This window comes from Pseudoalteromonas fenneropenaei, from assembly GCF_042643375.1.
GTDB classification, from domain to species: Bacteria; Pseudomonadota; Gammaproteobacteria; order Enterobacterales; family Alteromonadaceae; genus Pseudoalteromonas; species Pseudoalteromonas fenneropenaei.
The window spans coordinates 250,010-274,987 of record NZ_JBHRSD010000001.1 but is presented as its reverse complement, the minus strand read 5'-3'; the positions used below and the strand labels follow the sequence as shown (position 1 = coordinate 274,987).

Sequence of the window (24,978 nt, the reverse complement as noted above, 5' to 3'; positions counted from 1 at the left end):
TCACTGCTATTGCAATTGCCAACGGGTGAGGATTTGCTCATAGCGGCCGCTGTCTTTTACCCGTTGCAATGCGCTACTAATCCTCTGCGCTACCTTTGACGACAAATTTAAGTTGGCGGCGATATGCAGCTCAGATGGAAAGTCTGTAATGGCTAGCTTGCGGTCGATAAAACTTGGCTCAAGCCCTGAGTTTAACAGCTCTTGCTCCACGGTTAGGGCATTGGTCAGCACAAGATCGGTTCGCCCCAAATACAGCATTTGCCACATACTGTGGTATTCACTTAATAACACTAAGTTATCGTCCTCACTAAAACCTTGCGCTTTAAGATAAGCATCGCTGTGATAACCGCGAATAGTGCTAACGTGATACTTTTTTGCATCATCCAGTGTGTGTAGCGAAAACGGACGTTGTTTTAAACCAAACAAAAAGGCCGTAGCGTGATAGGTGGCGCCAAGAAATTGATACTGATGTTCACGCTCTGCGGTTTTGAGTAACGAGAACATCAAGGTATTGTGTTTGTGGTCAAGCTCATAGCGGGCTCTGGCCATTGGCATAAGCTCGATATCAGCAGTGAGCCCTGCTTCATTGAGGGTGGCGCGCAGTACTTCAACCAAGGCGCCATCAAGCTGACCTTTAGCGTTGTAAAAATGGTAGGGGGGAAGATCTTCTGCCACAAAACGCAGTAAAGCCGCCTGACAAATGCCAAGCTTCAATATTAAAAAACAGTATAACAGCGTTTTCATGCGTATCTTTTTATGCGCAATAAGGCGCTTAGATTTTAGGAACCGACTATTGCAGTGTGGTGAATAACCTAGCTAGTTGTCAACGCTTGGTTGCATTTTAAGCCACTTTTATAAGTTAAGTGGCGCAGGTAAATAATACTGTTGGATAAAACTCAGCCAGAATTGGGGGTCGACTAAGGTTTGCTGCTGGGCGCTAAAGCGAGCTAAATCGGCCGAGGTGGGAAAGCTAAAATAATTGCCCCCAGCAGGCTGGGGAAGCTTATTCAATGGCTGACCAGCGGCTAAGGTTGCAACGGCATTTTGCATTGCGATGACGCCATCTTGATACAAAGACAACACATGCGCCAAATAGCACTGATCAGCAATGACAGGTTGTTTAACAATCGCGATGATATCACCAGTATCTATGCTGGCATCGTCAATGGTGTGTAGTGTGGCGCCAATCTGCTTAGCACCGTTTAACATGCTCCAAAAGGTAGCCATTACGCCGCGGTAATCAGGCAAAATGCCGGAATGAAAATTGAGCACGCCGAGACGTGCAGTTTGGATTGCTTCACTGCGTAAAATACAGCCATAACGAATGGATAGAATGACATCGGGCGCGAGTGCTTTGAGTTCTGCCAGTGCCGGTACGGTATTGAGGTTATTGACGATTTGGTGCGGTGTTTTTAAGTAGTGATTAAACCCCGCAAACCCACAAAACTTCCCAATTACGCTTGATTCGGGCAGCAGTGGTTCAACTAAGTCGTTAAACAAGCTTTGCTCAAAAAATTTCAGGGTATTGAGTGCTTCTGGGCGGTTGTTGCTTTGATTTGCGCTGTTACCGCCAACTTGCGCGGATAGCCATAGTGTCAGTTGATGCTCGGTAGCAAGAGCCGGTAAGAGTAAGTTTAAAGCGTAATTACTGGCAAGATCACGATTGGCAAGGACAAGTATGTTCATTGGCACGCTTAATTTGGGCGGTATTTATTTTAGCCTAAGGAGTCCAGCAATGATTGTCAATCAAAGGCTTAGCGGGTTCCTTTGGCGGCTGGTAGCCATTTCTTCATGATTTCATCATAGCTCGCTTTAATCGTGCTGTTATTACAGTTCACTGGCGCTATCCAAGGACGTGAGCCGGGCACATTGGGGTCGGCGTTCATTTCTTTATAGCAGCTATCGCCGTCTTGATATTCTGTCCAAAGGGCATTTTTTGATACCACCACGCGTTTATCTGTGATGGTTTGGGCATGCTCTGTCGGGACGCGAAGGCGCGCAGGTTGCGCTTTACCAGCGGGTGCCGTTTTCTCTGCTAAGAAGCTATCAAGCTGTTGAGTTCTTAAATTATCAAGGATCTGCTGCGGGGAAATATTTAAGACTTTACCTGCAGGATTGGCTGCGGAGGTTGTGATTGGCTCGGGACCCGCAACAACGCTGGCACTCACAGGGGCTTGTTGCTGCACTGGGGGGGAAGATGTAGTTGGCTCAGCGGGTTGCTCTGCGCCAATGACAGCATCATCTGCCGCCTTTGGTAGCAGTTCTTTTGGAGTAGGTCCTTGTGGTGTTGGTGCTACAGCAGCCTCTTTTGGTGGGCTAGGCAACGCTGGTTCAGGCAGTTGTGATGGTGGTTCCATCACTAAATAGGTTTTTAGCGCCGGAGTTTGTTGGGTTAGCTCAGGCGTAACTATTGCGCGACTCAGTAGCCAGAACAGCATGAGATGAAAGAATATGGAAAGCAGCAAAGTGCGCAGCCAAACTGTCATAACCATCCTAGGAAAAGCAGCTCTTTGCTATGGGGCAGAGCGTTATTGTTATTCATTTAGGGCTATTGACCCTAAAAGAGCAATTTGGTTCAAAGCAAGGGTTTTTAATTTATCCCCTAATTACTTGAAGCCGCAGCATAGTTAGCTCAAATGGTTTGGATAGAGCGCAATCAGCTGCTGCAAAATATCAATTTCTCGCTGTAGGGCTTGGCCTGCTAAAGCCCCTTTTTGCGTATTGAGGTTGTGTTGCAATGCTGCATCTAAACTTAGCCAAACGGCTTTAACCCCGCTGCGTATCTCATAATCTTCCAACTTGGCTGCGCCAAGTGGTGCAGTTAAGGCACAAAAGTAGTAATGGGAGATCACTTCCATTACTTGCTCAGGTTGTTTGCTATGGCGGCGATATTCGCGATACTGACCCCAAGGCTTCAAGATAGCAATGGAATGCGCCCCGGTTTCTTCGTGTAATTCACGTTTGAGCGCTGCGGTAACTGTTTCGTTCGGGTTTACGCCACCACCGGGAATGCTGTAATCGTCGTACCGACCGGTGTAAACCATTAATATTTTAGCGTTTTCAATCACAATTGCGCGTGCGGTGTGGCGCACGGTACGTTCGCCGTCAAGTGGAACTGGCGGTGTTAAATTTAGGTTTTTCATGGTGTAGAGCGGTTTCTTCGTATTGTGCTTGGTTGGCCGCGCGGCCTTTTAGTATGTCAATGGCATCTATTTAGCGTAAGGGAATATAGCGCAGTGTTTGCTTACTGCGCTATAAATAGCAAAAACGAAATCGCATTAAAACGGCGCTGGGTAGCGTTTTAATACAGCGTCGATTTCCGCCTTAAGCTCAGCGCTTAATGGCAAGCTAAAAGCAGTGAAGTTTTCCTTCAACTGCGCCATGCTGGTTGCACCTATGATGGTTGAGGTGACACCATCAATTTGATTGCACCAAGCTAACGCCAATTGGGCAGGAGTAAGTTGATGGCGTGCGGCAATGTCCGCGTAGGCTTTAATCGCTTCGTTTGATAACGGCGTATCACGGAACAAACCTTGACGTTGGACTAAGCTCCAGCGAGTGCCTTCGGGGCGCGCTCCGCCTAAATATTTGCCGCTTAACGCGCCACCCGCTAAAGGTGACCAAGGTAAATAAGCGATGTCTTCATGAATACATTGCTCAATGAGATACGGCCAGTCTTTGCTATGGAGCAAACTAAATTCATTTTGGATAGACACCACTTTGGGCAGATTATGCAGCTCTGCGAGGCGTAAGTAGGTTTGGATCCCCCACGGGGTGTCGTCAGACAAACCGAAATGGCGGATTTTCCCAGCTTTTACCGCGTCGCCAATGGCCTGCAAAATATCGAGCATACCATCGACCTCGGCGCTGCCATCTTCTTTACTCGGCGTCGTCAGGTTGGGCCAATGTTTGCCAAAATGTGGCGACACGCGATTGGGCCAGTGCAACTGGTACAGGTCGATATAGTCACTTTGTAAGCGCTGTAGTGAGGCATCAATCGCAGCACTGACCGCTTGGCCAGTTATAGGCGCACCACCGCGGATCCAAGGTAACCCGCCGCCAGCGATTTTGGTTGCGATAATCACGTCGGCGCGTTTTTCTTTGTGCCGTGATAGCCAACTACCTATGATCTGCTCAGTTTTACCGTAAGTATCTGGTGACGGCGGTACGGCATACATTTCAGCGGTGTCAATAAAATTGACCCCTTTAGCCAGCGCGAAGTTAATTTGTTCGTCTGCGTCGTGTTGGTTATTCTGCAAACCCCACGTCATACTGCCTAAACAGATCTGCGAAACTTGTAAACCACTGCTGCCTAAACGCCGATATTCCATACAGGCTCCATGAATTTTAAGAAATGACTCATCAGGTTTGCCAAGTTTAGGCTGTTTTTATTAAAGATGCAGCCAAAACCGCTCATCAACAAATTTGACTTGCTGAATTGAAAATAACGCGCATAATAACTGTATAAATGAACAGTGTTTATGTATGTCGCAGCGTAAATTTATTCACATTGATATGGACTGCTTTTATGCAGCCGTTGAAATGCGTGACAACCCAGCGCTGGCTAATGTGCCTATGGCTATAGGTGGACGTAGCCAACGCGGGGTGTTATCGACCGCCAACTACATAGCGCGCCAATATGGTGTGCGTTCTGCCATGTCTAATTTTCAGGCGAAAAAACTGTGCCCAGAATTAGTGATTGTGCCCGGCCGTATGCAAGTGTATCAGCAAGTGTCACAGCAGATCCGAGCAATTTTTGCCCGCTACACGCCCTTGGTAGAGCCGCTTTCCTTAGATGAGGCGTATCTTGATGTGACGGACTGTAGCCAGTGTAAAGGCAGTGCAACGTTAATAGCGGCGCAGATCCGCGCTGATATTTTTTCCGTCACGGGTCTTACAGCCAGTGCAGGTATCGCACCAATTAAGTTTTTAGCCAAAATCGCTAGCGATGAAAATAAACCTAATGGTCAGTTTGTCATTGCCCCAGAGCAAGTTGCGGCATTTATTGACAATTTGCCGCTGCGCAAAATTCCTGGGGTCGGAAAAGTCACCCATGAAAAGTTACTGGCATTGGGGCTTGAATATGGCCGAGATGTTAAACCGCTAGACGAAGCGTTTTTGTGCCGTCATTTTGGTAAGTTTGGTCGCTCATTGTGGCGCCGTTGCCAAGGTATTGATGAACGAGGGGTAGAAACCTCAAGGGTGAGAAAGTCGGTGGGAGTAGAAACTACCTTTGAAACTGATATTCGTGATACCTCAGTGTTACAACAAGTACTGCTTGAGAAACTATTGCCCGAGCTAGAAAAACGTTTGACCCCTTATTTAAGCAGTCGGTTTATCACTAAGCTTGGGGTTAAAGTGAAGTATCACGATTTTCAGCTCGTCAGTAAAGAATGCCAACACCATCAATTACATGCGGACTTGCTGCAGGAGTTGTTGGTGCAATTGCTGGCAAGACGACCGAATCAACCCGTGCGGTTGTTAGGTATCCAAGTCGGGCTGAACGACACCAGTGACGCCCAGCAACAAGCTGGTGGGCAACTGGGGTTGTTTGATGTGGTAGGTTAAGTGCTGATATTTTCAAGGCACAGACGTTAGAGGCGAATGGGTGGATGCGGAGTGTTTAATTCGCAACCAGCGTACGCGAATTTGTACTCGGTTTACTTGTATGTTTGGTTTAAGGTTCGACTAAATGGTGAGTGTTTTTTGCCCGCATTGTGCTAGCGTGGGGTAGACAACAAAACAATAATGTGAGGAAACTGTATGCAATCGATCATGATCGTGCTGCTCGGCATACTCGGTATGCTGTTTGGATGGTTTGTATACTCCAAATTTATAGCCGAAAAAATCTTTAAAATGGACGATAACTTCGTCACACCGGCCCATGAGCTCAATGATGGTACAGACTATGTGCCAACCAACAAAGTCGTGTTATGGGGCCATCATTTTACTTCTGTTGCTGGTGCTGCGCCAATTGTCGGGCCTGCTATTGCGGTCTACTGGGGCTGGGTGCCTGCGGTTCTTTGGGTGGTGTTTGGTACGATTTTCTTTGCCGGTGTGCATGATATGGGGGCTTTGTGGGCAAGTGCTCGTCATAAAGGCAAGTCGATGGGCGCACTGTCAGAGACCGTCATTGGCAAACGCACCCGTGCGCTCTTTATGGTGGTGGTATTTTTAGTACTCTTGATGGTGAACGCGGTGTTTGGCGTGGTCATCGCCAATTCATTTGTGAGTAACCCAAGTGCGGTGTTTCCTGCTTGGTCTGCCATCGCAGTAGCTTTAGTGATTGGCTTTTTATTGAAGCGTAAAGTGCCAATGACGCCGCTGATTATTATTGGTGTTGCGGTGCTCTACTGGACCATCTATATGGGTGCGGATCTGCCAATTACTTTACCGACGGAAATGTTTGGCCTCAGTGACAAAGCCAATTGGATTGTGATCCTATTTATTTATGCTGCAGTAGCTTCGTTATTACCAGTATGGATGTTATTACAACCGCGTGACTTTATTAACGGTATGCAATTGTTGGTGGGTTTAGTGCTGCTATACGGTGCGGTGTTTGTGGTTATGCCAGACATTACGGCGCCGGCATTTAATACCCAGACTGTGGTGGATACACCAAGTATTATCCCCTTGTTATTCGTGACGATTGCCTGTGGTGCGGTGTCGGGGTTCCACGGTATTGTTTCTTCAGGCACCAGTTCAAAACAACTTGATAAAGAAACCGATGGTCGGTTTGTCGGTTATCTTGGTGCGGTTGGTGAAGGCTCTTTGGCTTTGATCACGTTAGTGGCGGTCAGTGGTGTGATGTTAGCGGTGAGTCCAGAAGAGTGGCACGAAATTTACAGCCATTTAGGCGCAGGTAGCGTCGGCGCATTTATTACAGGTGGCTCTAATCTTATTCATGCTGGTTGGGGGATCCCGCCAGAAATCTCTTCTACTTTGCTTGCGGTGATGGTGGTGCTGTTTGCTGGTACAACTATGGATTCTGGCGTGCGCTTACAGCGTTACATTATCCAAGAGTGGGGCGAAATTTATAAAATTCCAGCGCTTAATAACGGTATTATCGCCACTTTAGTTGCTGTTGCGTGCTGTTTACTGTTGGCCTTTGGTGCTGGTGGTGCCTCAGGCAGTGGTGGCATGATCATTTGGCCTTTATTTGGTTCAACCAATCAACTCCTTGCTAGCTTAACGCTGTTAGTCATTTCAGTGTATTTGATAAAACTGGGTCGTCCGGCGATTTACACTTTGCTGCCGATGATCTTTGTGTTGGTTATGGCGTTTTTTGCTGGCCTTATCAAATTGGTGGAATATTATCAGCAAGGTAAATGGTTGCTAGTGGGTTTAGATCTTATCGTGCTGGTGGTCAGCGTGTTGGTGATGCTCGAAGCTTGGTCTGTGATAGTGAAGCATAAAGCAGCGCAGCAGGCATCAAGTCAGGCATAAGCTAGATTTAGTTATTCTGTTTAATGTTACGTTGGGCAAGTCGGGTTTGAGCTGACTTGCCCAATTTTTTTGCGATACATCTACGCCAATACGGCAGTGTACCGAGCCAGTCGTGCAATTTCTCGCTTGATAAGTATAATCAAGCGCTTGATTGACTCGTTTATTAAGGCTCTAGAATGTCTTTTCCTCTCGCATTACCTTGTCAGCATGGGTTACAAGCCGATGCTGATGCTTTGATTGTGATCACTGCCAATGTTAGCGCTTTGGACGACTCGGTACTGGCCGGCATAGTCGCGCCGTACTTAAGTGTTGATGCACGTATTACCACAAAAGTGACCTTGCTCATGGCTGAGCAAGTGCCCGGTAAACGTTTAATTATCGCGCCGACAGGTCCGTTACATCGCGATTTTGACGATGTCCGCAGAATTTTTGATGCTGCCAAACTGGCAATTACCGAAGCAAAAGCAGCGGGTGCAATAAAACCTGCGCTAATGCTCAGTGGCTTGCCGCAAGATGCTCGTTACGTCAATGCCTTGCAAGTAGCGTATCTGGGCTTATGCCAAGCACTGTGGCTGCCACTGGAAGCCCGAGACTTCCATGGTGAGGCGATTGAGCCTGTAACTCAAGTGGCACTGGTTGGGGCGGATGATGCACTTTGTAAACAACTTAACGCCCTTGCCAGTGGTCATTACGCCGCGCGCGATTTGTGTGGTACTGAACCTGAGCGTATGGCGCCAGCGCGCTTTGCGGAGTATTGCCAGCAGTTATTTGCTAACACCTCAGTGGCGATTGAAGTTATTAGCGACCGCGCTACCTTAGACCGTGAATATCCGTTACTTGGCACTGTAGCACGTGCTTCGTATGCGGTAGAGCGCCATCATCCCTGCGTGATCAAACTAGAATATGTCCCTGAAGGGGCTGTTGAGCGCACTCTAATGTTTGTTGGTAAAGGCTTAGTGTACGACACAGGTGGCGCAGACCTGAAAGTTGGCGGCTTTATGGCGGGCATGAGCCGCGATAAAGGCGGAGCTGCTTCAGTCGCTGGATTTATGAAAGCGGTAGCTCAGTACCAACCCAAAGGGGTTAAAGTCGTGGCCTATCTTGCGGTGGTGCGTAACTCAATTGGTTCTGACTGCTTTGTGCCAGATGAAATCATCACTAGTCGTGAAGGAGTGCGGGTACGTATTGGTAACACAGATGCCGAAGGACGTTTGGCGATGGGCGACTTGTTGAGCGAACTAAAAGAGCAAGCAAAACAGGAAGTCAATCCACTACTCTTTACGGTTGCAACCCTGACTGGGCATGCAGCTCGTGCGATGGGGCCGTACAGTGCATACGTAGAAAATGGTCCGGCACGTGCAGCTGGGATTTCTGCAAAGCTGGCCGCGCAAGGCGACTTGTGGGCGGATGGTGCTGAGATTTCTCGCAGTCGTCGAGAGGATTATGATTTTGTTCGTCCACGTACTTTGGCGGACGATGTGCTTTCAAGCAACAACGCGCCGTCAGCGGTCACCGCGCGTGGGCATCAGTTCCCAATGGCGTTTTTAGCCATTGTCGGCGGCTTGGATAAGCATGGCACGGATAGCGCGCAGCCAATCCCTTATGTACATATGGATATCGCTGGCAGTGGGGTAGAAGGAGGCGACTGGCAGCATGGTAAGCCTTATGCGGCGACCGTCAGCAGTTTATTTGCGACTTACTGTTTATAAGTTTGTTTAGGGCCACCTTGGTGGCCCTTGTTCGTTAAAATTTAAAGCCTCTGACCACATTATTGAGCTGCTGGCTGGCGGCTTTCAGAGCGGTACTGGTTTTTGTCAGCGTTTGGGTGGTTTCCAAGCAATGATTGGTGGAGCCGGACAAGTCATTAATACGTAAATTCACTTCTTCGGCTGCGGTACTTTGCTCTTGGGTGGCGCGGGCGATGTGGTTGTTCATCTCGGCAATAATACCCATCAAACGCTCGATTTCATTTAGCGAATTATTTGCCTCGCTGGCCTGTTGCACGGTTTTGTGCGATAAGCTTTGACTTTGCTGCACAGCTGCGACGGCTGCCTGTGCGCCTTTTTGCAGTTTCTCTATCATGCTTTGGATTTCGTCGGTGCTTTGTCCAGTGCGACTAGCAAGGGTGCGTACTTCATCGGCAACCACAGCAAAACCGCGGCCTTGTTCACCCGCTCGGGCAGCTTCAATTGCGGCGTTAAGTGCTAGCAGGTTAGTTTGCTCGGAAATGCCGCGGATCACATCCAGCACTGAGCCTATGGTTTTGGTTTGGCTCGCCAGTTCTGTTGTCACTTGGCTTACCGCCTCAATGGTGTCAGATAATTGTTCAATACTGCGGATGCTGGTGGCGATCACTTGTTTACCGCTGCTGCTGTTATCGAGAGCTTGTCTAGTGGCATCGTCAGCAGCAAAGGCATTGCTGGCAATTTCTCGCACCTGCATACTCATTTGTTCCACTGCAGTTGCAACTTGGCGGCTGTTGTCGTTCTGTTGCTCAATAAAATCTAAGTTGCCAGTACAGGCAGCATCTACATCTTGAGTTAAAGCGCCAACCCGTTGTGCGCTGTTGGCCACCTCTGCAATGCTGGCACACATTTTTTCGGTGTAAAGATTAAAGTGGCTCGATAATGCCGCCAATTCGTCTTTGCCTGCAGTATCTAAACGCTGCGTTAAATCTCCTTCACCAGCAGAAATATCGCGCATCATTGCCACCGCGTGTTGCAGGGGGTGCACTATGCTAGTACCAATCACAAAGCTAAGTGCGGCAACGGCCAAAATGATAATTGCCATATCGACCAGCATAAAATTGCGCAGACTCGCGAATGAGGCATCGATACTGTCTAAATACACGCCTGAGCCAACTATCCATTGCCAAGGTTGAAAGCCTTTAACGTAGGAGATTTTATCTACAGGCTGCTGTAAACCGGGTTTTGGCCATTTGTAGGGAACGAAACCTGCGCCTTCGGCGAGCACAACTTTCACCATATCAACGAACAGCTTTTTACCATCTGGGTCTTGGTTATTGGCGAGAGACTTGCCATTGAGCTCAGGTTTAAACGGGTGCATGACCATTGCAGGTTGGTAGTCGTTTATCCAATAATAATTGTCATGGTCGTAACGCAGTTGCGAAACTGCCTGTAAGGCTTGTTGTTTGGCGTCTGCTTCAGTGAGTTGGCCTGCTTTAAACTGCTGATAGAAACTTGCTATCAAGCTGTGCGCGGCCTCTACTAAGTGTTGCGTTTTTTCGTACTGTTGTTGCTCTAGCGCTTGGTGCTGTTGGTATAAACTGGTGAGGCTCAGTACACAAAGCCCGATGATGACGAGCAACACGAGTAGGAAAAGGCGAGCTTGAATGGAAATTTGACGGAGCAATTGCATGGAGAATCCTTTTCGTTAACTCGTTGTCGAGATACTGATGTGCAGAATGTCGAATAATTTATCAGTACTCTGGCGAGTGTTTATTGTTTTATCGCAAGGTTTATGACTTGCTTTAGTATAGAAAAGAATGAATTGGCAAGCTGTGCAATTAGCAAAAAGTTGTAGGTGGGGGAAAGCGCCGACGAAAAACGTCGGCGCTAGGGGTTAGTTAGACTTCACCGCAAAATGGCGATTGAAGAAATCGGTGATGGTTTGATGAAGGTGAGTCTGCACTGACTTACCGTTAAGGCTATGCTTAGAGCCAGGGTAGGTCATCATTTCAAACGGTTTAACTTCATCTTGTAAGGTTTTGAATAATTTAGTCGCATGGGTGAACAGCACGTTGTCATCCGCCATGCCATGGTAAATCATGAGCGGCCCTTTCAGGTTTTGTACGTAAGGGAATACCGCACTGGCTTCATAGCCCTTGGCGTTATCGGCAGGGTGGCCAAGATAGCGCTCGGTATAGTGGGTATCGTAAAGCGCCCAATCGGTTACTGGTGCACCAGAAACACCGGCTTTAAAGTAGTCACCTGCTTTGAACATGGTCATCAGTGCCATATAACCGCCGTAGCTGTGGCCGTAAATACCAATACGTTCAGGGTCAACGTGCGGCAGGCTACGTAAATACTCAACGCCTTTAATTTGATCTGCGACTTCTACCACCCCTAAATGCTTGTAAATGGCGTCCTCAAATTTCTTACCACGGTTGTAAGAACCTCGGTTGTCTAATTGGAATACCAAATAACCTTGTTGCACCATGTATTGGAAGTAGAGGTTTTTACTGCGCCAGCTGTTTGTTACACGTTGGGCGTGTGGACCACCGTAAACGTTGACTATCACAGGATATTTTTTGCCTGGTTGTAATTGTGCTGGTTGGAATAAACGGTAATAGAGTGTCTGGCCATCTTCTGCGGTCAAAGTACCGTATTGTGGCTCTGGTAAGTCTTTAAGGTATGGGGTGAGCGGATGAGAGTCATCGAGTTTGTTCTCTTCCATCCATGTCACAAATTCGCCATTGACCTTACGTAGCGCCACCGCATTAGGGCGATTTACCGCAGACGCATTGTCGATAAAGGTGCGGTTATCTTTCGCCACCACTACGTCGTGGTTACTGCCAAGTTCAGTAATGCGTTTGATCTCGCCTTGTTTAAACAAGGATACGCTGTAGAGGTGGTTTTCCAGCGGTGTATCAGCTCGCCCTGCAAAATAGACGATACCTTGCTTTTCATCGACACCTTTAATGCTATCAACAACCCATTCGCCTTGGGTAATTTGACGGATCAACTCACCATTAGTGCGATACAAGTAAAGGTGTTTAAAGCCATCACGCTCTGACGCCCAAATAAAATGTTTTTTATCTTTAAGGAAGTACAAGTCGTTATGGAGGTTTATCCAAGTTTTACTGGTTTCCGTAATCGCCACTTGCTGCGTTTGCGTTTCGGTGTTGTAAAAGCGTAATTCAAGTTGTTGCTGTGAGCGATTTTGCCATTGGTATGAAAACGTTTGGTCGTCATTTAGCCACTGACCACGAGCAATATAGATGTCTTTATCTTTGCCTAAATCAATCCAGCTGATTTGCTGATTATTAAGCTTCACGACACCCAGCTCAATGTTTACATTGTTGGTGCCAGTAAAAGGGTAACGTTGGTTAAACAGCTTTACTTCTTCGGCGTAAATTTCATTACGGATAGCTTCTTTAACTGGACTTTCATCGATGCGGGTAAAAGCAATTTGCTGCTCATCGCCCGACCACCAATAGCCTGTCATACGCCCCATTTCTTCTTGAGCGACGAATTCTGCCATGCCATTTTTAATGGTGCCGCCGCCATCTTTGCTTAATTGCATCTCTTTGCCGGAACTCAGCTCAATGGCATAGAGGTTTTGCTCGCGAATAAACGATACATACTGATCTTTTGGCGAGAACCGAGCATCAGTTTCGAACGCCTCAGTATTGGTTAACTTACGGCTTTTGCCCGATGCCAGCTCATAAAAATACAAGTCGCCATTCAATGGGAAGAGCAGCGCTTTGCCATCATTTGACCACTTGTATTCTAAAATGCCGCGGCCATAAATACGTTGGCGCTCACGGCGGGCTTTTTCTTCATCTGACAGCTCTTCTTTGCCCGCATACAGAGCTTGAGAATCCACCAATAAACGGTTGGTGTTGTCCTTAAGGTTATACTCCCACAGGTCAAAGCGATTTTGATCTTCAGCTTTACCTTGAAGGTAAGTTACGCGTGTACCATCTGGTGAAAACTTAAGGGCTTTGGCTGCTTTACCAGCTAAGCTTGGACTATCGAAAATTCTTTTAAGCTCAAGCGGTTGAGCATTTACCAGAAGCGGCAAACTGAGGGCGAAGCCAAAGATTGCACGGTGAGAAAGAGTTATTTGCACAAGTCACCCATTATATCAATATGATCAGACTGGATGTTAGCTGGGTGCATCTTTAGCTGCAATCAAATCGGTTAAAGTGATTAAAAATTAGGATGAATGAGTTGTTAAAAGCGGGCTTGGCAGTGCTATCCCGCTTTTCCGTGCATTTCCTAGCTAAAAAAGCGGGAACTTGAAATGTAGTTGAATGTGGTTAGGAAGTGGTTATGTCCTGTAACGCGCCTTTACTGCTTTGCAAATAGTTGTTTAATGCGCCAACTGTCTGACTGGTTTGCAGTAGTTCTATTGGCACGTCATATTCAGAAGAAAGAAAATATTTAAATCCTTCTAATTCAAATTGGCTTGGAAAGATTGCTCCCAATTTAGTGTCGTCGTTGAGTTCAAAGTGTTGTCCGGAAGGCCATTGTTGTTTGAGGATCGCGGCGACGCTGGTGTATTTTTTATATGAATTGCAATTTTTATCACTGACACCAAAGAGCTTGATGAATTTTCTTATTGGTGGTGCTAATAATGAGAGTGTTGAGGTTAAAGTAAAGAAAAATACTTTGTGCCAGGTTGGTACTTGCATCAAGCCGACTTTTCGCATGACTTTCTTGGCATGAGCTGGCAACTTACCTGGGCCTCGTAAACGAAACTGAGCTGCAACTAAACTGCCATGATATAAATAAAACATCAGGCGTAGATTGGGGAATAGATCATACCATCTCGGTACTACCCCTAGCTTTTCAGCCAGATAATGAGTGAAGCGATAATAACGCACATTTTCTGAACGTTCAGGTTCTAAACAAAACTGCTGTTGGCATTCGACTTGATAGTCACGGATTTTCTCATGTAGCACTGTGCTATGCTCAAGCGGCAATTTGCCCGCTAAGAGTTTTGCATAATAACGAGCTTGTAGTTCGGCAATGGTCGGTACGCCACCGACATCTGGACGCGCAAAACCTATCCAGACCATGCTGTCACGTAGGTCAGGATGTATCATGTGCAAGTAATTGCAACGAATATTCTCGGCGACCTCGCGTGCGGCTGGGTGGGCAATGAAGTCAAATTGGGTTTTGTAGCCAGTAGCCATGACAACATCTGTGCACGGAATAAATTGGCCGTCTTTCAAAACAATACCATTGGCTTCAAAACGCTCAATCGAAAACAGATGGAGTTGAGTTTTGCCGCTGTCTAAATCTTGCATCCAAATGTCGTTTTTGTTACTAAATTCACCATGCAAGCCATATTTTACCAGAAACTTCCACATCCAGAATGCGCTGAGAGGCCTTTTGTGTTTACTTTCGTTGAGCTTCAGGCCTTTATTCATAATACGTTTTTTAAGCGTTGCTTCAAAATTGGAATGATTTATTAAAAAGGAGTAATGTGCAGCGCGAGTTGTACGCGAATCTCCGGTATCACCTAAAATCACCCGAGCAATAACACTTTTTGGACGGTTTACCACTAAATGGGTTTGCGCAGCGACTTGTGCTATTTGATGCGCGATATCTGAACCTGATTCCCCTAAACCCAAGCAAACCACGTGCTTATTTTTAAAGTAACTTGGCTCTTTAAAATCGAAGCTGTGATGTATTTTTCCTTGAAATTGATCAATATTGGGTAGGTTAGGATAAGCTGGGTTTCGAAACTTGCCACTGCACACCGCGATGGCGTCAAACCAATCCTCGCAGATCTCCCCATTACGCTGTGTGCGGACCCGCCACTGTTGAGTGCCAACAGGTTCAATACTCAGTACTTCAGTATTAAATTGAATAAACTTACGTAGTCGAAAATGTTGAGTGAAATCTTCAAGATATTCAATATACTCGCTGGCGGTCCAATATTTTCGCACGTCTTCGCGAGCGGCAAACGATGAAAACGCCATAAAGTAATTCGATACTGTCAGGTGAATATCGTTGTAGATACCACCTTCATCCGCTTTGTTATAAAAAGCGCCGCCAATATTGTCATGTTGTTCAAAGCAGACAACAGTGTGGCTCTCATCAACTAGCTCTTTGATTGTGACCAATCCAGAGAGGCCTGCACCTATAACTGCAACGCGCTTCATCGGGTGGCTAGGTGCAGACATGCCGTGATGGCTTGGGTTATCCATGTGGGTATTCCTTTAGAGCGGATAAATAATGGAGTCAGGTAAAATTTCTGCGTCAATAACGCAGAGTCTTCGGGTTAGCAACAAAGTGTCTTGTTGGTACATAAATGAATCATAGCTTTCACCGCATACCAAAAGGTGTGATGGCTGGCCTTGGCGCGACTCCATCACAAAGAAATTGGCCTTGGCCTCTATTAACTGGCCTTGCTGTGAACAAAGGCGAATATTGGAGATCATGCGGCGCTGCTGCCTGTCTCGGAACCATACTGCTTTTTCAATGCCAATAGCGCGGTCGGTTAGCATGCCTTTACCTTCACAATAGATGTTATAGACAGGCAGTTGCTCGATGTGGTTGGTGCGGTTGGTCAGCAAGTAAAGTCCTTGGTCAGTAAAGTAACTTGGCCATTGAGAGAGGCTGCGTTCATCTAAAGTGGCGGCATATGAGCAATAAAAATCCTGCAACGCTTTGTTTAGGCGCAATGAGTCGAGCAAGTCTTGCATCTTTATAACTCCATTACTTGCCGATAATACTGGTAAAAACCGCGAATCGCAGACTCTGATACCATATAATCACAGTCGCCATTACCTTCACCAGCTTCTAAAACGCATTGGAAATCTTGCGGATAAGCAATGCCCTGTTGGCAAGACGCCAGAATCTCATTGTCGTCAATGGTAACTAGCCCCGCGGCCCCTAGTAAGTTAGCCTGCTTAATACGTCTTTCCGTTAATTCTGACGCTTCATCGGCATAGGCAAAAAATGTCCAGGTTTTGATGCAGGAATTGGAATTCACCGGCTCAACATGGCGCATAACCAAACAATTGAGTTGCTGCAAAAAAATCAGATTTGGCCATAGTGTCATCACTGCCCCAGTTGCTTCTTGGAATTCTGGGCTGTGCGCTATCAAACGTTCATCTGCTAGTTGAAATTCGCCGTTTGCTGTGGTTGAAGAGGAGCCTTCTTGTTTGGTAAAGGTGGCAGTGGATGCTAAGACACTGTGACGCCCATTTGCTTCAACCACAATTTGCGTCTTTTGGTCGGAACGCCAGATACCAAAGAGGGTGAAAAAAGCGTGTAAAATAGCTGCGTGGACAGTGTCTTTGACATTTTCTATCTGCAGTTTCCAATTACCGTAGACAACATGCTTATGTTTTCCAATCACTTTAAGTGGGCGGCCATCACAAACGCGATCAAAGTATTTTAGAATTTTCGGGCCAAAATAATCAGTAAGTGGCGCAATTGTATTGCTAAAGCTCGCAAAAATGACCCCATGTCGCTGTGCTACATGGAGTTGTTGTAAATGATGCGCGCTGGGGTCAAATTGCTCTGACATACCCCCTTTCCCGTCCACACCTCGGCTGAGTGGAACACCAACAAGGCGACCTTCTAGATTGAAACTCCACTCGTGGTAAGGGCAAGTAAATAATTTATTGTTGCCTTTTCGACGTTCACAGAGGCGGGCCCCACGATGAGGGCAGCGATTCACGAAAACCCGTACCTCACCTTTGCGGTCTCTTGAGACCACAACACCGACATTACCGATGGAACTTAGAATATAGTCACCAGGATTGGGCAATTCACAACTAAGAGCAACATAATTCCAGCTATCGGCGAAAAAGATCCGTTCCATTTCCCGCGCAAAAATGGCTTCGTCTGTGTAAATAAAGCGGGGGAGGCGTCGCTCCCCAGCTTCTGGCCATTGGTAGGCTTGATTCATAGGCTTACTCAACTAATTCCTTCGCCGGTTTGCTACTGACTTGATTGGTGGCAACACTAGGCGCTTGATTGCTGCCATGGACAACTAGATCTGCGATACGGCTCATAACCGCCATTAACATTGACCAACCTTGTTCTTGGATGCGGAAAAGCTGCTCTGCTTCTTGCAAGGTTGGTGTGTGGCGTCGAATGTGGTCATAACCCATCTTGACATGGTGGTGGTCGTCGCTCTCATGGCTGTGAAAGTGCTCACTACTGGTATCTGAAGACATCTCTGGCGCCAGATGCTTGTAGAAAATCGTTGCAGATGCTTCAACCACTAGGTGTACTAGAACCAGTTTTTGTTGATCAGAAATGCGTTGCATGGCACTGCTAAACCAGTTGCTAGTAGCTTCTAGAATGGGATCAAAAATCTCCGTGTGCTGCTTTCGGCTTGATTCGAGAGATTTATTGTGGCCAAACTCTTCAAGCAAATGCTCCCAAGCAATGTCAGAGTGGAGCTTTGAGTTTGTTGTTAAATAACGGAAAAAGACCATTTTCTGAAAATGATTCGACCACACTTGAAAGCAGTCTAAAAATCGTTGTTTAGCATGAGGTTGTTTCAATAGGCCTTTTTTGACCAATGCAAAAAGTCGATGTTTATCAAACCTATCTTTGAATTTGTCATTTGTTTGGAAGAGTTTGTCGACGATATTATCGGCATTTTGTACTAGGTAATTCTCGTCTTCATGAAATGTTGCCCAAGGATCTGCAATATCTTCATAGAGACCCCGAGAATCGAATTGAAGAGATAATCCCCAAAAGCCAGAGGGCTCAGCACCAATAAAACCATGTGGACGAGTAGGAGGAACTAAGAGCGCATCACCGGCTACCATGTCGGTTTCAACATCACCAAGTGTTTTTGCACCGCCTTCACAAATCAAGATCATCGACTCAACTGGATGAACATGTTCATCCAGTTGCTCACCAGCTTCCAACCGCACCCAAGCCATTGAAATACGATTGTCTTTGGGTAAAAACGCCTGCAAATCTTGGTGTTTGGTGAAGTCTTTGACATGGCCAAGCCAGTGTTCGACACCATTGACTTCAATAGTACGCATTGAGGGAATGTCGTCACGTTTGACCAAACTAACTAATTTACTTTCTAACATTGCAATTCCTTTAGGGTGTTATTCATCGACAACTTGGAGTGATTTTAAAAATTGGATAACGGCTTGTTGTTCAGACAACGGCAACAAGGTAAAGCCATCTCGGCTTTGACGTGCTTCACCACCGTGATACAGAATCGCTTCGGTTAGTGTGGTAATGTCGCCACGGTGGCCGTAGGGGGCTGAGCTTCCTACATCCCATAATTTACGGGTAATAAAATACTCGGCCCCAGGATTGCCATCTTGGGCTGGCCGTGATTGATCTAGTTTTTCGTTGCAAAAGAATCGGATAGCATCTGGAGTACCTTTTGGATCACACAGGTTGTGACGCTTTAGATCTGTGTATGCACGTACGGTTGCAGTGCCATCTTGGTTTTTTAATAAACGAGGTGCTTTGCCTTCTGTGGTCATATCCCAACGTATTGAGCGGGATGTATCATTAAAGGTGTGGGCGGCATTGAGCGGACTTGGTTCAGAGAACACCGGTACATTTAATGTTAATTCAGGAACATGGCAGCTATTGCAGCCGATATCATTGAATTTTTTGGCACCCAACAGCACGGCTTGGCGTTTTTTGCGTGAATGTGGCAACACCTGTTGTGGTACAGGTAATGTGGCCTGATAGACAGTCAACGCGGTAATATCACCTATCGATAGTTCTCGCTCTACACCGTCTTCGTCGTGGTCTTTGTCAAATCCTTTGCCGGGATTAAGGTCGAATCGTTCTTCCGCTTGCATCCCGTGGTGATGGTTCATGGCATCAACGCTGAAATGTCGCAACGTCGCAATATTGCCTGACTGATTGAAAGGCCTGACCATTAAGTCGGTGTTGATCCCTTCACTTTCTACGACCGCCCCATGTTCTTTACGGATTTTGAAACGAATACCTTTGGATTGTAGGGTATGCACGCCATCAGGTAACTCCTGCGCTTGCGCACGTAATTCAAAAGTCATTTCCCTCGCTAACATCTCGATAGCCCCTGAGCCATGCATACCTAAAGTGTTACGCTCATTACTAAAATCGCTTGATACTGATTCAGTGACAGGGTCGAGGCGCTGCGCGAGAATGAATGCATTGACTACAAACTCACCAGAACCCCCAATCGCAGGTTGCGAATGGCAGCCCGCGCAGGAGTTTGTTTCGGGTGATGAAGTACGGATAAACGCGGGTTGATCTGCAGCTCGCTTCACCCCACCGCCAGTGGTCGCGGGGCGGCCTTGACCATCGCAGAGGTTAAATTTAGCCACAAACAGCTGCTTCCCTAAGCGATGGATATGCGCGATGCTGGCCTTGTTGTTCGCAATATCATCGTGCTCAATGTGTTGCTCAATCGCCCCTGTTTCGGGGTAGTTTGCAGGGCACGCAGCATAGGCCGGACTGGCGAAAATCGCGAGACTGAGCAAGGTGCGTGAGGATAATAATGTCAGAGGCTGTATGAGGGGAGCACAAGCCCCTTTGAGTGATGGGATTTCCATATCACTTTCCTTTTTACACAATAACTTACTTGTCAAAAATGGCGATTATTTATCAGCAGTATTGATAAATCCGGGTAATTGCTCGAATCTTTCTAACCAAGTTGCAGTGTTAGTAAAGTCGGCCAATGGAAAACCTGCTTTTACTGCTAATGCTAAATAGCTGTAAATAGCTACATCTGCGATGGTTGGGAAGTTACCAACGAGCCATTGATTATTTTTAAGGTTTTGATCCAGAAAAGAAAAAACGGCGGTAGTTCGGTGGTATGCGAGCTCTAAATCTCCACTCTTACCGAGTGCTTTTATACCTCGATACAAATTTGGCCCTTGGCAAATTTCTCCAGCGGATAAAGCCAAAAAGCGTTGGATCTTAGCTTGTTGCTCTGGAGCTTGAGGATACCAAGTGTGGTCAGGATCATAGCGTAGTGCGAGATAGGCTAAGATAGCGTGTGAATCACTTAGTACTAGTTGTTCGTCGACTAGCACCGGAACTTGACCTAGCGCATTAAGTGATAGGAATTCGGCGGATTTTTGTTGTCCGGACTTTAGATCCAACAATACCATTGCTATATCTAACTTAAGCATGGACGCCAGACACATTACCTTGTGGCAATGACCTGACATTGGATGATAATACAGTTGAAGATTACTCATAATAAACAGCTAGTAGCTCCCAATTTGGTGACGGCGGGGGGTATTTAAGCCTAAAATGGCAAAATGATAAACGCACACATCATAAACACATTGTTTACAGCCTGTTTATAATATGGAGTTAATTAGTGGACACGCTTGATGGGTTTAGAGCCGTAATGGCTGTTGCTGAGACTGGTTCATTTACTGCGGCAGCGCTTAGATTAGGGCTATCTAAAGCCGTGATCAGTAAATATATCAACAATGTTGAGTCTCAGTTCGCAACTAAAATTTTTACTCGTACTACACGTAAAGTGTCATTAACGCGAGCGGGTAGAAAGCTATATCAGACTATAGTCCATATTTTGGATGAATATTCTTGTTTGATCGATCAGGTGCAAGAAGAACGCTCTCAGCACTCTGGGTTACTACGCATCACCACATCGGTGACTTTCGGGGAACAATTACTGGCACCTAAACTGCCTCAATTTATAAGCCTATTTCCAAATATTCAGTTAGAGATTGAACTTAGCAATCGTAAAGTGGATTTAATTGCTGAAAATTTTGACTTAGCATTACGTGTTGGCAGTGTTGGAGTGCAAGATTTTGTTGCAACGCCTATCCGCCATTTTACCATGTTGTTTTGTGCCAGTAAGTTGTACTTAGAGCATCATGGCGTACCTCACTCGTTTGCTGAACTTGCTCAGCATAAGTGGTTAATAGATAACAATGTCGCTTTAGAGCCATGGCATGATCAAGGCTTATCCTATAGCTGGTTGAAAAGTCTGCGAGCCAACATAACGCAAGTAAACAGTCCAGCCGTAATTAAAAGTCTAGTTTTGGCCAATCAAGGGGTTGCCTTATTACCAGAGTTTTTAGTGCTTGATGAGATCCGCAATGGTCAGATCCAAGTCCTCATGCCAGAATTGCCTGCACGTCGCTTGACTTTACACGCTATCTATCCCGAGAGTCGCTATGTTCCTGAAAAATCGAGAGTCTTTATTGAATTTTTAAAGTCACAGTTTTGTGAAACCAACATATACCAGTAATTTGGTGTAGGCAAAGCTCATCAGGAACAACGAAACCTTGAGATGCTTTCTCAGGTAGGCGAAGGACACGCGATAGGGTAAAGTACAGATAGAAAATAACTGACTTAAAGGTTTGGTGATGTTTAGCTTAGCGCCCGAATTAGAAAGAGATTGCATCGTGTTGGCGGATTGGCCGTTGTGTCGCGTATTGCTCATGAATGACAGCCAGTATCCTTGGTTTATCCTCGTGCCGCGCGTGAATAACGTTAAAGAAATTATAGATTTAAGTGATGATCAGCAACTCCAGTTGTGGCAAGAGTCAAGCACCTTAAGCCACATGCTGCGTGACGTTTTCATCCCTGATAAGCTCAATGTTGCGGCGCTTGGCAATATGGTACCGCAGCTTCATGTTCATCATATTGCGCGCTTCAAACAAGATAAAGCGTGGCCAAAGCCGGTGTGGGGACAATTCCCCGCAGTACCGTATGACGCTGAACAACTGCGAATTTTAAAATCTCAGCTATCCTTGTGAGCAAACCTAAAACTGAACTTCACTCATCACTAAGGAACCTAACATATTTGAGCAAATCGGTACTGTTATTTTGCGCTGGGTATTACGCACACCAACCGAGCCCGTTTATAAAGCGTCTTTCGATAAAAGCGCACTTTAGTGTTGGTTGCCGCAATTTGGTTTTGTTGGTGTGATTGCTTTGGTTTTGTTGATGTGATTGATAGTCCAATGCTGGCGGTTTAAAAAGCCACTTATAAATGTCTTGGTAAATAAAAACCGAGTAAGCTGATTAAACCTGCTTACTCGGCTGCTGTGTTTAATAAGCCACAAGTTGTGGCTTTATGCTAAAGCCTGAGTTTAAAGTCCTAACACTGCTTTACCTTGTTTAAAGGTAACGTCAACTGGGATATTGGCTTTTGCTAATTTCTCCAAGTCTTGTGCCAGTTCAGCTTTGATATCGCCATGGGTTGCAAGTAGTGCAGAAACACGCTCGTAGTCGCCATCACCTTGAATGGTCAAAATCAGGTTAGATAGGTTTGCCATAGCCGTAGCCATTTTTTTCATATTTACTTCATATAGGCCTTGTGCATTGCGGGCAAACGCACCTTGTTCTTGGAAGTAGTTAAAACGGATCATATTGGCTTTGCCATGCGCACTTGATGCACCAAAACGTACCGAGCGGAAGATCCCAGCCATAAAGGTAATGTAGTAATCTTCCAGCGTGCCTTCAGTGATCTCGCCTTTTTTCAGAAGTTGCTCAACCATGTACAAGCCAAGGATGTCGGCTTTGCCTTCTTCAAGGGCACTGGCGTGCTCTTGTAACGACTGACGAACCGTACCTTTGTTATTGATGGTGTTTTTAATTCCTAGCCCGTGTGCCACTTCATGGAACATGGTATTGGCAAAGAACGCCTCAAAGGTAATGTGCTTACGTTGCTCAGGAACAATTAATTGTTCGGCAATTGGCAGCATGATTTTGTCAAACTTAGCCTGCATGGCGTTTTTCAGCTGTAGGCGGCGTGTGCCTTTTTCTAACTGGACTTGCTCATCATTCGGTAAGTTGATGGCGATAGTTTTACTACCTGCATTAGAGTGGCCTGCGTAGTAAATTACATCATACGCATTGAGGTCAGCGTCTGAGCCTGGTACTTCTTGTTTGTATTCAGCGGCAACCGGTAAGTCTTTTTGTAATTCAGGTAAGAAAGCGGCGAATTTAGCAAGGCGTGCACTCCAAGCTTGATCTTTAACTAACACGTACGATTCAAACGCTGCGCGGTATCCAAACAGCTGATCTTCATACGTTTCAATCGGGCCAATCACCACATCAATTGGGTTATTTTTCATGTCCATCCAAGCGAAGTCAGAGGCTTGGTAGCTGTTGTTAACCAACGCGTCGGCACGTAAGTTGAGGTAGTTGGCAAACTCTTGATCTTCAGCCAATAAACTCGCTTCACGGAGTAAAGTCGCAGTGGCATCAATGTGTTGTTGGTATTCGTCTGAGTAAGGAATGCTATAAAGCTTGCCTGCTTTATCACGGCGGATCACCGAATATAAGCCATTTTTGTCTTTGACTTCAGCGCTGTTTAGCTCTTCTTTAGTCATATCGGCTGGGTAAAACTCGGCGCCTAGTGCTTTGTCAGTAAAGCCAGATAAAAACACTTTGTCGCCGTTTAATCTATCCCATGGGCCATAGTTAATATCAGCAAACTGACGTACTTTCGGGTCGCTAATTCGGCTGAGGAAAGTGTCTTTGTCCATGCCAAATGCTTGTTTCCAGAATAACTCGTCCATTAATTTCGAGGCATCGATCAATTTGGCGATCAGTTGTTTTTGCTTATCGCTTAAATGAGACAGGTCTGAGGTGAGGGTAACTTCAGTGTAAATATCTAAACGTGCTGCATCGGTATCAATGAGTTGATAGTTCATGGTGCTGCTCGCGGCTGAGTCTGTAGTTTGTGTTGTATTATTAGTGTCTGGTTTGCTGCAGGCGGCTAGGCCAACTACGCTGGCAAGTAATACTGCCTGACTTAGGTTAGAAAGTTTCATTGTGTTCCCACGCTGGATTTACTTGTTATTGTGGGCAACACCTTAGCGTATTTTCGTGGCTTTTTCCGCCTCTATTTATGCTTTACTTTGAATTTTCTCGGATAAAAATAAAAGCAGAATATTTTTCTCACTTTTCTTAACTTTATCCGAATGTTAGACAATACTAAAGCTATAAAAACAAATCTTCACTGATCACGACTTGTGGTACAGCAGTGTATAAAATTCGAAGGATCTTTGCCTATGTCAACTGAAAATGCGTTATTGACCATACTCATCGACCGTATTAACAACGATACGCTCGTACTGCCTACGCTGCCGGAGATTGCCGTCAGGGTTCGTCAAGCAGCGGATGATCCTGAGGTTAACTTGATGCAAATGGCGGATGTCATATCCCATGACCCAGCTCTCGCGGCGCGTATGATTAAAGTAGCCAACAGTGCGTTTATGGGTCGTACTGTGAAGGTGAATACCTTAAACCAAGCCGTGACGCGAATTGGCTTGCGGCAAATTAAAAACATCGCCACGGCCATGGCGATGGAGCAGCTGTTCGTGTCGCACAATAAGCTTATTAAAACTTATATGGACAAAGCCTGGGAAAAAACCCTGAAAGTGGCGTGTCAGGCTATTACGGTGATGGATTTTTATTTGCGGGTGAATAAACATACTTCAATGAATAAAGACACCATTACTTTGGCATCTTTGGTGTTTAACATTGGTGTGTTACCAATTTTAACTGAAGCGGAGCGCCATCCTGAAGTTTTTGCCAATCCCAGTTTCCTTGCTCACGCCATTCAAAAATTGGCGGGCAAAATTGGTGGCGCAATTATGCGCGAATGGGATTTTACCGATGAGTTTGTTGAAGTGGCAGAAAGTTGGTCGAACCCCAATTACAAACCAGAACACGTTTGTTATGTGGACTTTATTCGGGTCGGCGCCATCATTGAAGGTATTTTACAAGTTTCAGATAAAACGGCGGCGCTGCAGGTATACGTTGATAAAGGGGTGCTACGTTCTTTAGAAATGTTTGAAGACGACAGCTACCACGATATTCTTGAAGACGTTAAGACCATGTTTTTATAACA

Annotated in this window: 20 protein-coding genes; 6 read left to right on the top strand and 14 right to left on the bottom strand. The window is 46.0% G+C overall.

Annotation, left to right across the window (positions count from 1 at the left end; translation table 11 throughout):
- Positions 1-6: 6 nt before the first annotated feature.
- The 5 genes from ACFOEE_RS01210 to ACFOEE_RS01190 form a co-directional block, all read right to left on the bottom strand.
- Positions 7-744, bottom strand: coding sequence for a substrate-binding periplasmic protein (locus ACFOEE_RS01210; protein ID WP_377120074.1), 738 nt, complete (start codon positions 742-744; stop codon positions 7-9).
- 108 nt (positions 745-852) lie between these two features.
- Positions 853-1,686, bottom strand: a complete 834-nt coding sequence (locus ACFOEE_RS01205) for a formyl transferase (protein ID WP_377120072.1) — start codon at positions 1,684-1,686, stop codon at positions 853-855.
- A gap of 68 nt (positions 1,687-1,754) precedes the next feature.
- Entirely contained in the window at positions 1,755-2,486 is a 732-nt protein-coding gene (locus ACFOEE_RS01200; protein WP_377120070.1) for a hypothetical protein, read from the bottom strand.
- A 141-nt stretch (positions 2,487-2,627) separates the two neighbouring features.
- Entirely contained in the window at positions 2,628-3,143 is a 516-nt protein-coding gene (locus ACFOEE_RS01195; RefSeq protein WP_377120068.1) for an NUDIX hydrolase, read from the bottom strand.
- Positions 3,144-3,278: 135 nt separating this feature from the next.
- Positions 3,279-4,331, bottom strand: coding sequence for an aldo/keto reductase (locus ACFOEE_RS01190; protein WP_377120066.1), 1,053 nt, complete (start codon positions 4,329-4,331; stop codon positions 3,279-3,281).
- Positions 4,332-4,485: 154 nt separating this feature from the next.
- On the opposite strand from ACFOEE_RS01190, the gene dinB reads away from it, so the two are divergent.
- The 3 genes from dinB to ACFOEE_RS01175 all read left to right on the top strand — a co-directional run bounded on the left by dinB (position 4,486) and on the right by ACFOEE_RS01175 (position 9,155).
- A complete protein-coding gene (gene dinB, locus ACFOEE_RS01185) occupies positions 4,486-5,568 on the top strand; it encodes a DNA polymerase IV (RefSeq protein ID WP_377120064.1) in 1,083 nt (360 codons plus the stop codon).
- A 195-nt stretch (positions 5,569-5,763) separates the two neighbouring features.
- The gene (locus ACFOEE_RS01180) at positions 5,764-7,446 is read left to right on the top strand and encodes a carbon starvation CstA family protein (RefSeq protein WP_377120062.1); all 1,683 of its coding nucleotides are present in this window, start codon (positions 5,764-5,766) and stop codon (positions 7,444-7,446) included.
- Positions 7,447-7,622: 176 nt separating this feature from the next.
- Positions 7,623-9,155, top strand: coding sequence for a M17 family metallopeptidase (locus tag ACFOEE_RS01175; RefSeq protein WP_377120060.1), 1,533 nt, complete (start codon positions 7,623-7,625; stop codon positions 9,153-9,155).
- 34 nt (positions 9,156-9,189) lie between these two features.
- Here ACFOEE_RS01175 and ACFOEE_RS01170 read toward each other — a convergent pair whose 3' ends face one another.
- The 8 genes from ACFOEE_RS01170 to ACFOEE_RS01135 all read right to left on the bottom strand — a co-directional run bounded on the left by ACFOEE_RS01170 (position 9,190) and on the right by ACFOEE_RS01135 (position 20,335).
- Positions 9,190-10,824: a methyl-accepting chemotaxis protein gene (locus ACFOEE_RS01170; protein ID WP_377120058.1), complete on the bottom strand. Its 1,635-nt coding sequence runs from the start codon at positions 10,822-10,824 to the stop codon at positions 9,190-9,192.
- A gap of 204 nt (positions 10,825-11,028) precedes the next feature.
- A complete protein-coding gene (locus ACFOEE_RS01165; RefSeq protein WP_377120126.1) occupies positions 11,029-13,254 on the bottom strand; it encodes a S9 family peptidase in 2,226 nt (741 codons plus the stop codon).
- Positions 13,255-13,450: 196 nt separating this feature from the next.
- Positions 13,451-15,349, bottom strand: coding sequence for a flavin-containing monooxygenase (locus tag ACFOEE_RS01160; protein WP_377120056.1), 1,899 nt, complete (start codon positions 15,347-15,349; stop codon positions 13,451-13,453).
- 12 nt (positions 15,350-15,361) lie between these two features.
- Entirely contained in the window at positions 15,362-15,847 is a 486-nt protein-coding gene (locus tag ACFOEE_RS01155) for an aromatic-ring-hydroxylating dioxygenase subunit beta (RefSeq protein ID WP_377120054.1), read from the bottom strand.
- Between the two features lie 2 nt (positions 15,848-15,849).
- Complete coding sequence (locus tag ACFOEE_RS01150) at positions 15,850-17,073, bottom strand: aromatic ring-hydroxylating oxygenase subunit alpha (protein ID WP_377120052.1); 1,224 nt, start codon at positions 17,071-17,073, stop codon at positions 15,850-15,852.
- Positions 17,066-18,211, bottom strand: coding sequence for a cupin domain-containing protein (locus ACFOEE_RS01145; protein ID WP_377120050.1), 1,146 nt, complete (start codon positions 18,209-18,211; stop codon positions 17,066-17,068). The genes ACFOEE_RS01150 and ACFOEE_RS01145 overlap by 8 nt, the downstream gene beginning before the upstream one ends.
- Before the next feature lie 18 nt (positions 18,212-18,229).
- On the bottom strand, positions 18,230-19,684 hold the full coding sequence (locus tag ACFOEE_RS01140) for a di-heme oxidoredictase family protein (RefSeq protein ID WP_377120048.1): 1,455 nt from the start codon (positions 19,682-19,684) through the stop codon (positions 18,230-18,232).
- Positions 19,685-19,729: 45 nt separating this feature from the next.
- A complete protein-coding gene (locus ACFOEE_RS01135; RefSeq protein ID WP_377120046.1) occupies positions 19,730-20,335 on the bottom strand; it encodes a glutathione S-transferase family protein in 606 nt (201 codons plus the stop codon).
- Between the two features lie 125 nt (positions 20,336-20,460).
- Between ACFOEE_RS01135 and ACFOEE_RS01130 the strand changes: the two genes are divergently transcribed.
- Entirely contained in the window at positions 20,461-21,360 is a 900-nt protein-coding gene (locus ACFOEE_RS01130) for a LysR family transcriptional regulator (RefSeq protein ID WP_377120044.1), read from the top strand.
- 115 nt (positions 21,361-21,475) lie between these two features.
- Positions 21,476-21,871 (top strand): HIT domain-containing protein, encoded by a 396-nt coding sequence (locus ACFOEE_RS01125; RefSeq protein ID WP_377120042.1) that lies wholly within the window; start codon positions 21,476-21,478, stop codon positions 21,869-21,871.
- 336 nt (positions 21,872-22,207) lie between these two features.
- Here ACFOEE_RS01125 and ACFOEE_RS01120 read toward each other — a convergent pair whose 3' ends face one another.
- Positions 22,208-23,896, bottom strand: a complete 1,689-nt coding sequence (locus ACFOEE_RS01120) for a dipeptidyl-peptidase 3 family protein (protein WP_377120040.1) — start codon at positions 23,894-23,896, stop codon at positions 22,208-22,210.
- Between the two features lie 240 nt (positions 23,897-24,136).
- Between ACFOEE_RS01120 and ACFOEE_RS01115 the strand changes: the two genes are divergently transcribed.
- Positions 24,137-24,976: an HDOD domain-containing protein gene (locus ACFOEE_RS01115; RefSeq protein WP_377120038.1), complete on the top strand. Its 840-nt coding sequence runs from the start codon at positions 24,137-24,139 to the stop codon at positions 24,974-24,976.
- Positions 24,977-24,978: the final 2 nt, after the last annotated feature.

Excerpts from the sequence above, each read along its gene's own strand:
- ACFOEE_RS01210 (WP_377120074.1), bottom strand. The coding sequence starts at position 744 with ATGAAAACGCTGTTATACTGTTTTTTAATATTGAAGCTTGGCATTTGT.
- ACFOEE_RS01205 (WP_377120072.1), bottom strand. The coding sequence starts at position 1,686 with ATGAACATACTTGTCCTTGCCAATCGTGATCTTGCCAGTAATTACGCT.
- ACFOEE_RS01200 (WP_377120070.1), bottom strand. The coding sequence starts at position 2,486 with ATGACAGTTTGGCTGCGCACTTTGCTGCTTTCCATATTCTTTCATCTC.
- ACFOEE_RS01195 (WP_377120068.1), bottom strand. The coding sequence starts at position 3,143 with ATGAAAAACCTAAATTTAACACCGCCAGTTCCACTTGACGGCGAACGT.
- ACFOEE_RS01190 (WP_377120066.1), bottom strand. The coding sequence starts at position 4,331 with ATGGAATATCGGCGTTTAGGCAGCAGTGGTTTACAAGTTTCGCAGATC.
- dinB (WP_377120064.1), top strand. The coding sequence starts at position 4,486 with ATGTCGCAGCGTAAATTTATTCACATTGATATGGACTGCTTTTATGCA.
- ACFOEE_RS01180 (WP_377120062.1), top strand. The coding sequence starts at position 5,764 with ATGCAATCGATCATGATCGTGCTGCTCGGCATACTCGGTATGCTGTTT.
- ACFOEE_RS01175 (WP_377120060.1), top strand. The coding sequence starts at position 7,623 with ATGTCTTTTCCTCTCGCATTACCTTGTCAGCATGGGTTACAAGCCGAT.
- ACFOEE_RS01170 (WP_377120058.1), bottom strand. The coding sequence starts at position 10,824 with ATGCAATTGCTCCGTCAAATTTCCATTCAAGCTCGCCTTTTCCTACTC.
- ACFOEE_RS01160 (WP_377120056.1), bottom strand. The coding sequence starts at position 15,349 with ATGGATAACCCAAGCCATCACGGCATGTCTGCACCTAGCCACCCGATG.
- ACFOEE_RS01155 (WP_377120054.1), bottom strand. The coding sequence starts at position 15,847 with ATGCAAGACTTGCTCGACTCATTGCGCCTAAACAAAGCGTTGCAGGAT.
- ACFOEE_RS01145 (WP_377120050.1), bottom strand. The coding sequence starts at position 18,211 with ATGTTAGAAAGTAAATTAGTTAGTTTGGTCAAACGTGACGACATTCCC.
- ACFOEE_RS01140 (WP_377120048.1), bottom strand. The coding sequence starts at position 19,684 with ATGGAAATCCCATCACTCAAAGGGGCTTGTGCTCCCCTCATACAGCCT.
- ACFOEE_RS01135 (WP_377120046.1), bottom strand. The coding sequence starts at position 20,335 with ATGAGTAATCTTCAACTGTATTATCATCCAATGTCAGGTCATTGCCAC.
- ACFOEE_RS01120 (WP_377120040.1), bottom strand. The coding sequence starts at position 23,896 with ATGAAACTTTCTAACCTAAGTCAGGCAGTATTACTTGCCAGCGTAGTT.
- ACFOEE_RS01115 (WP_377120038.1), top strand. The coding sequence starts at position 24,137 with ATGTCAACTGAAAATGCGTTATTGACCATACTCATCGACCGTATTAAC.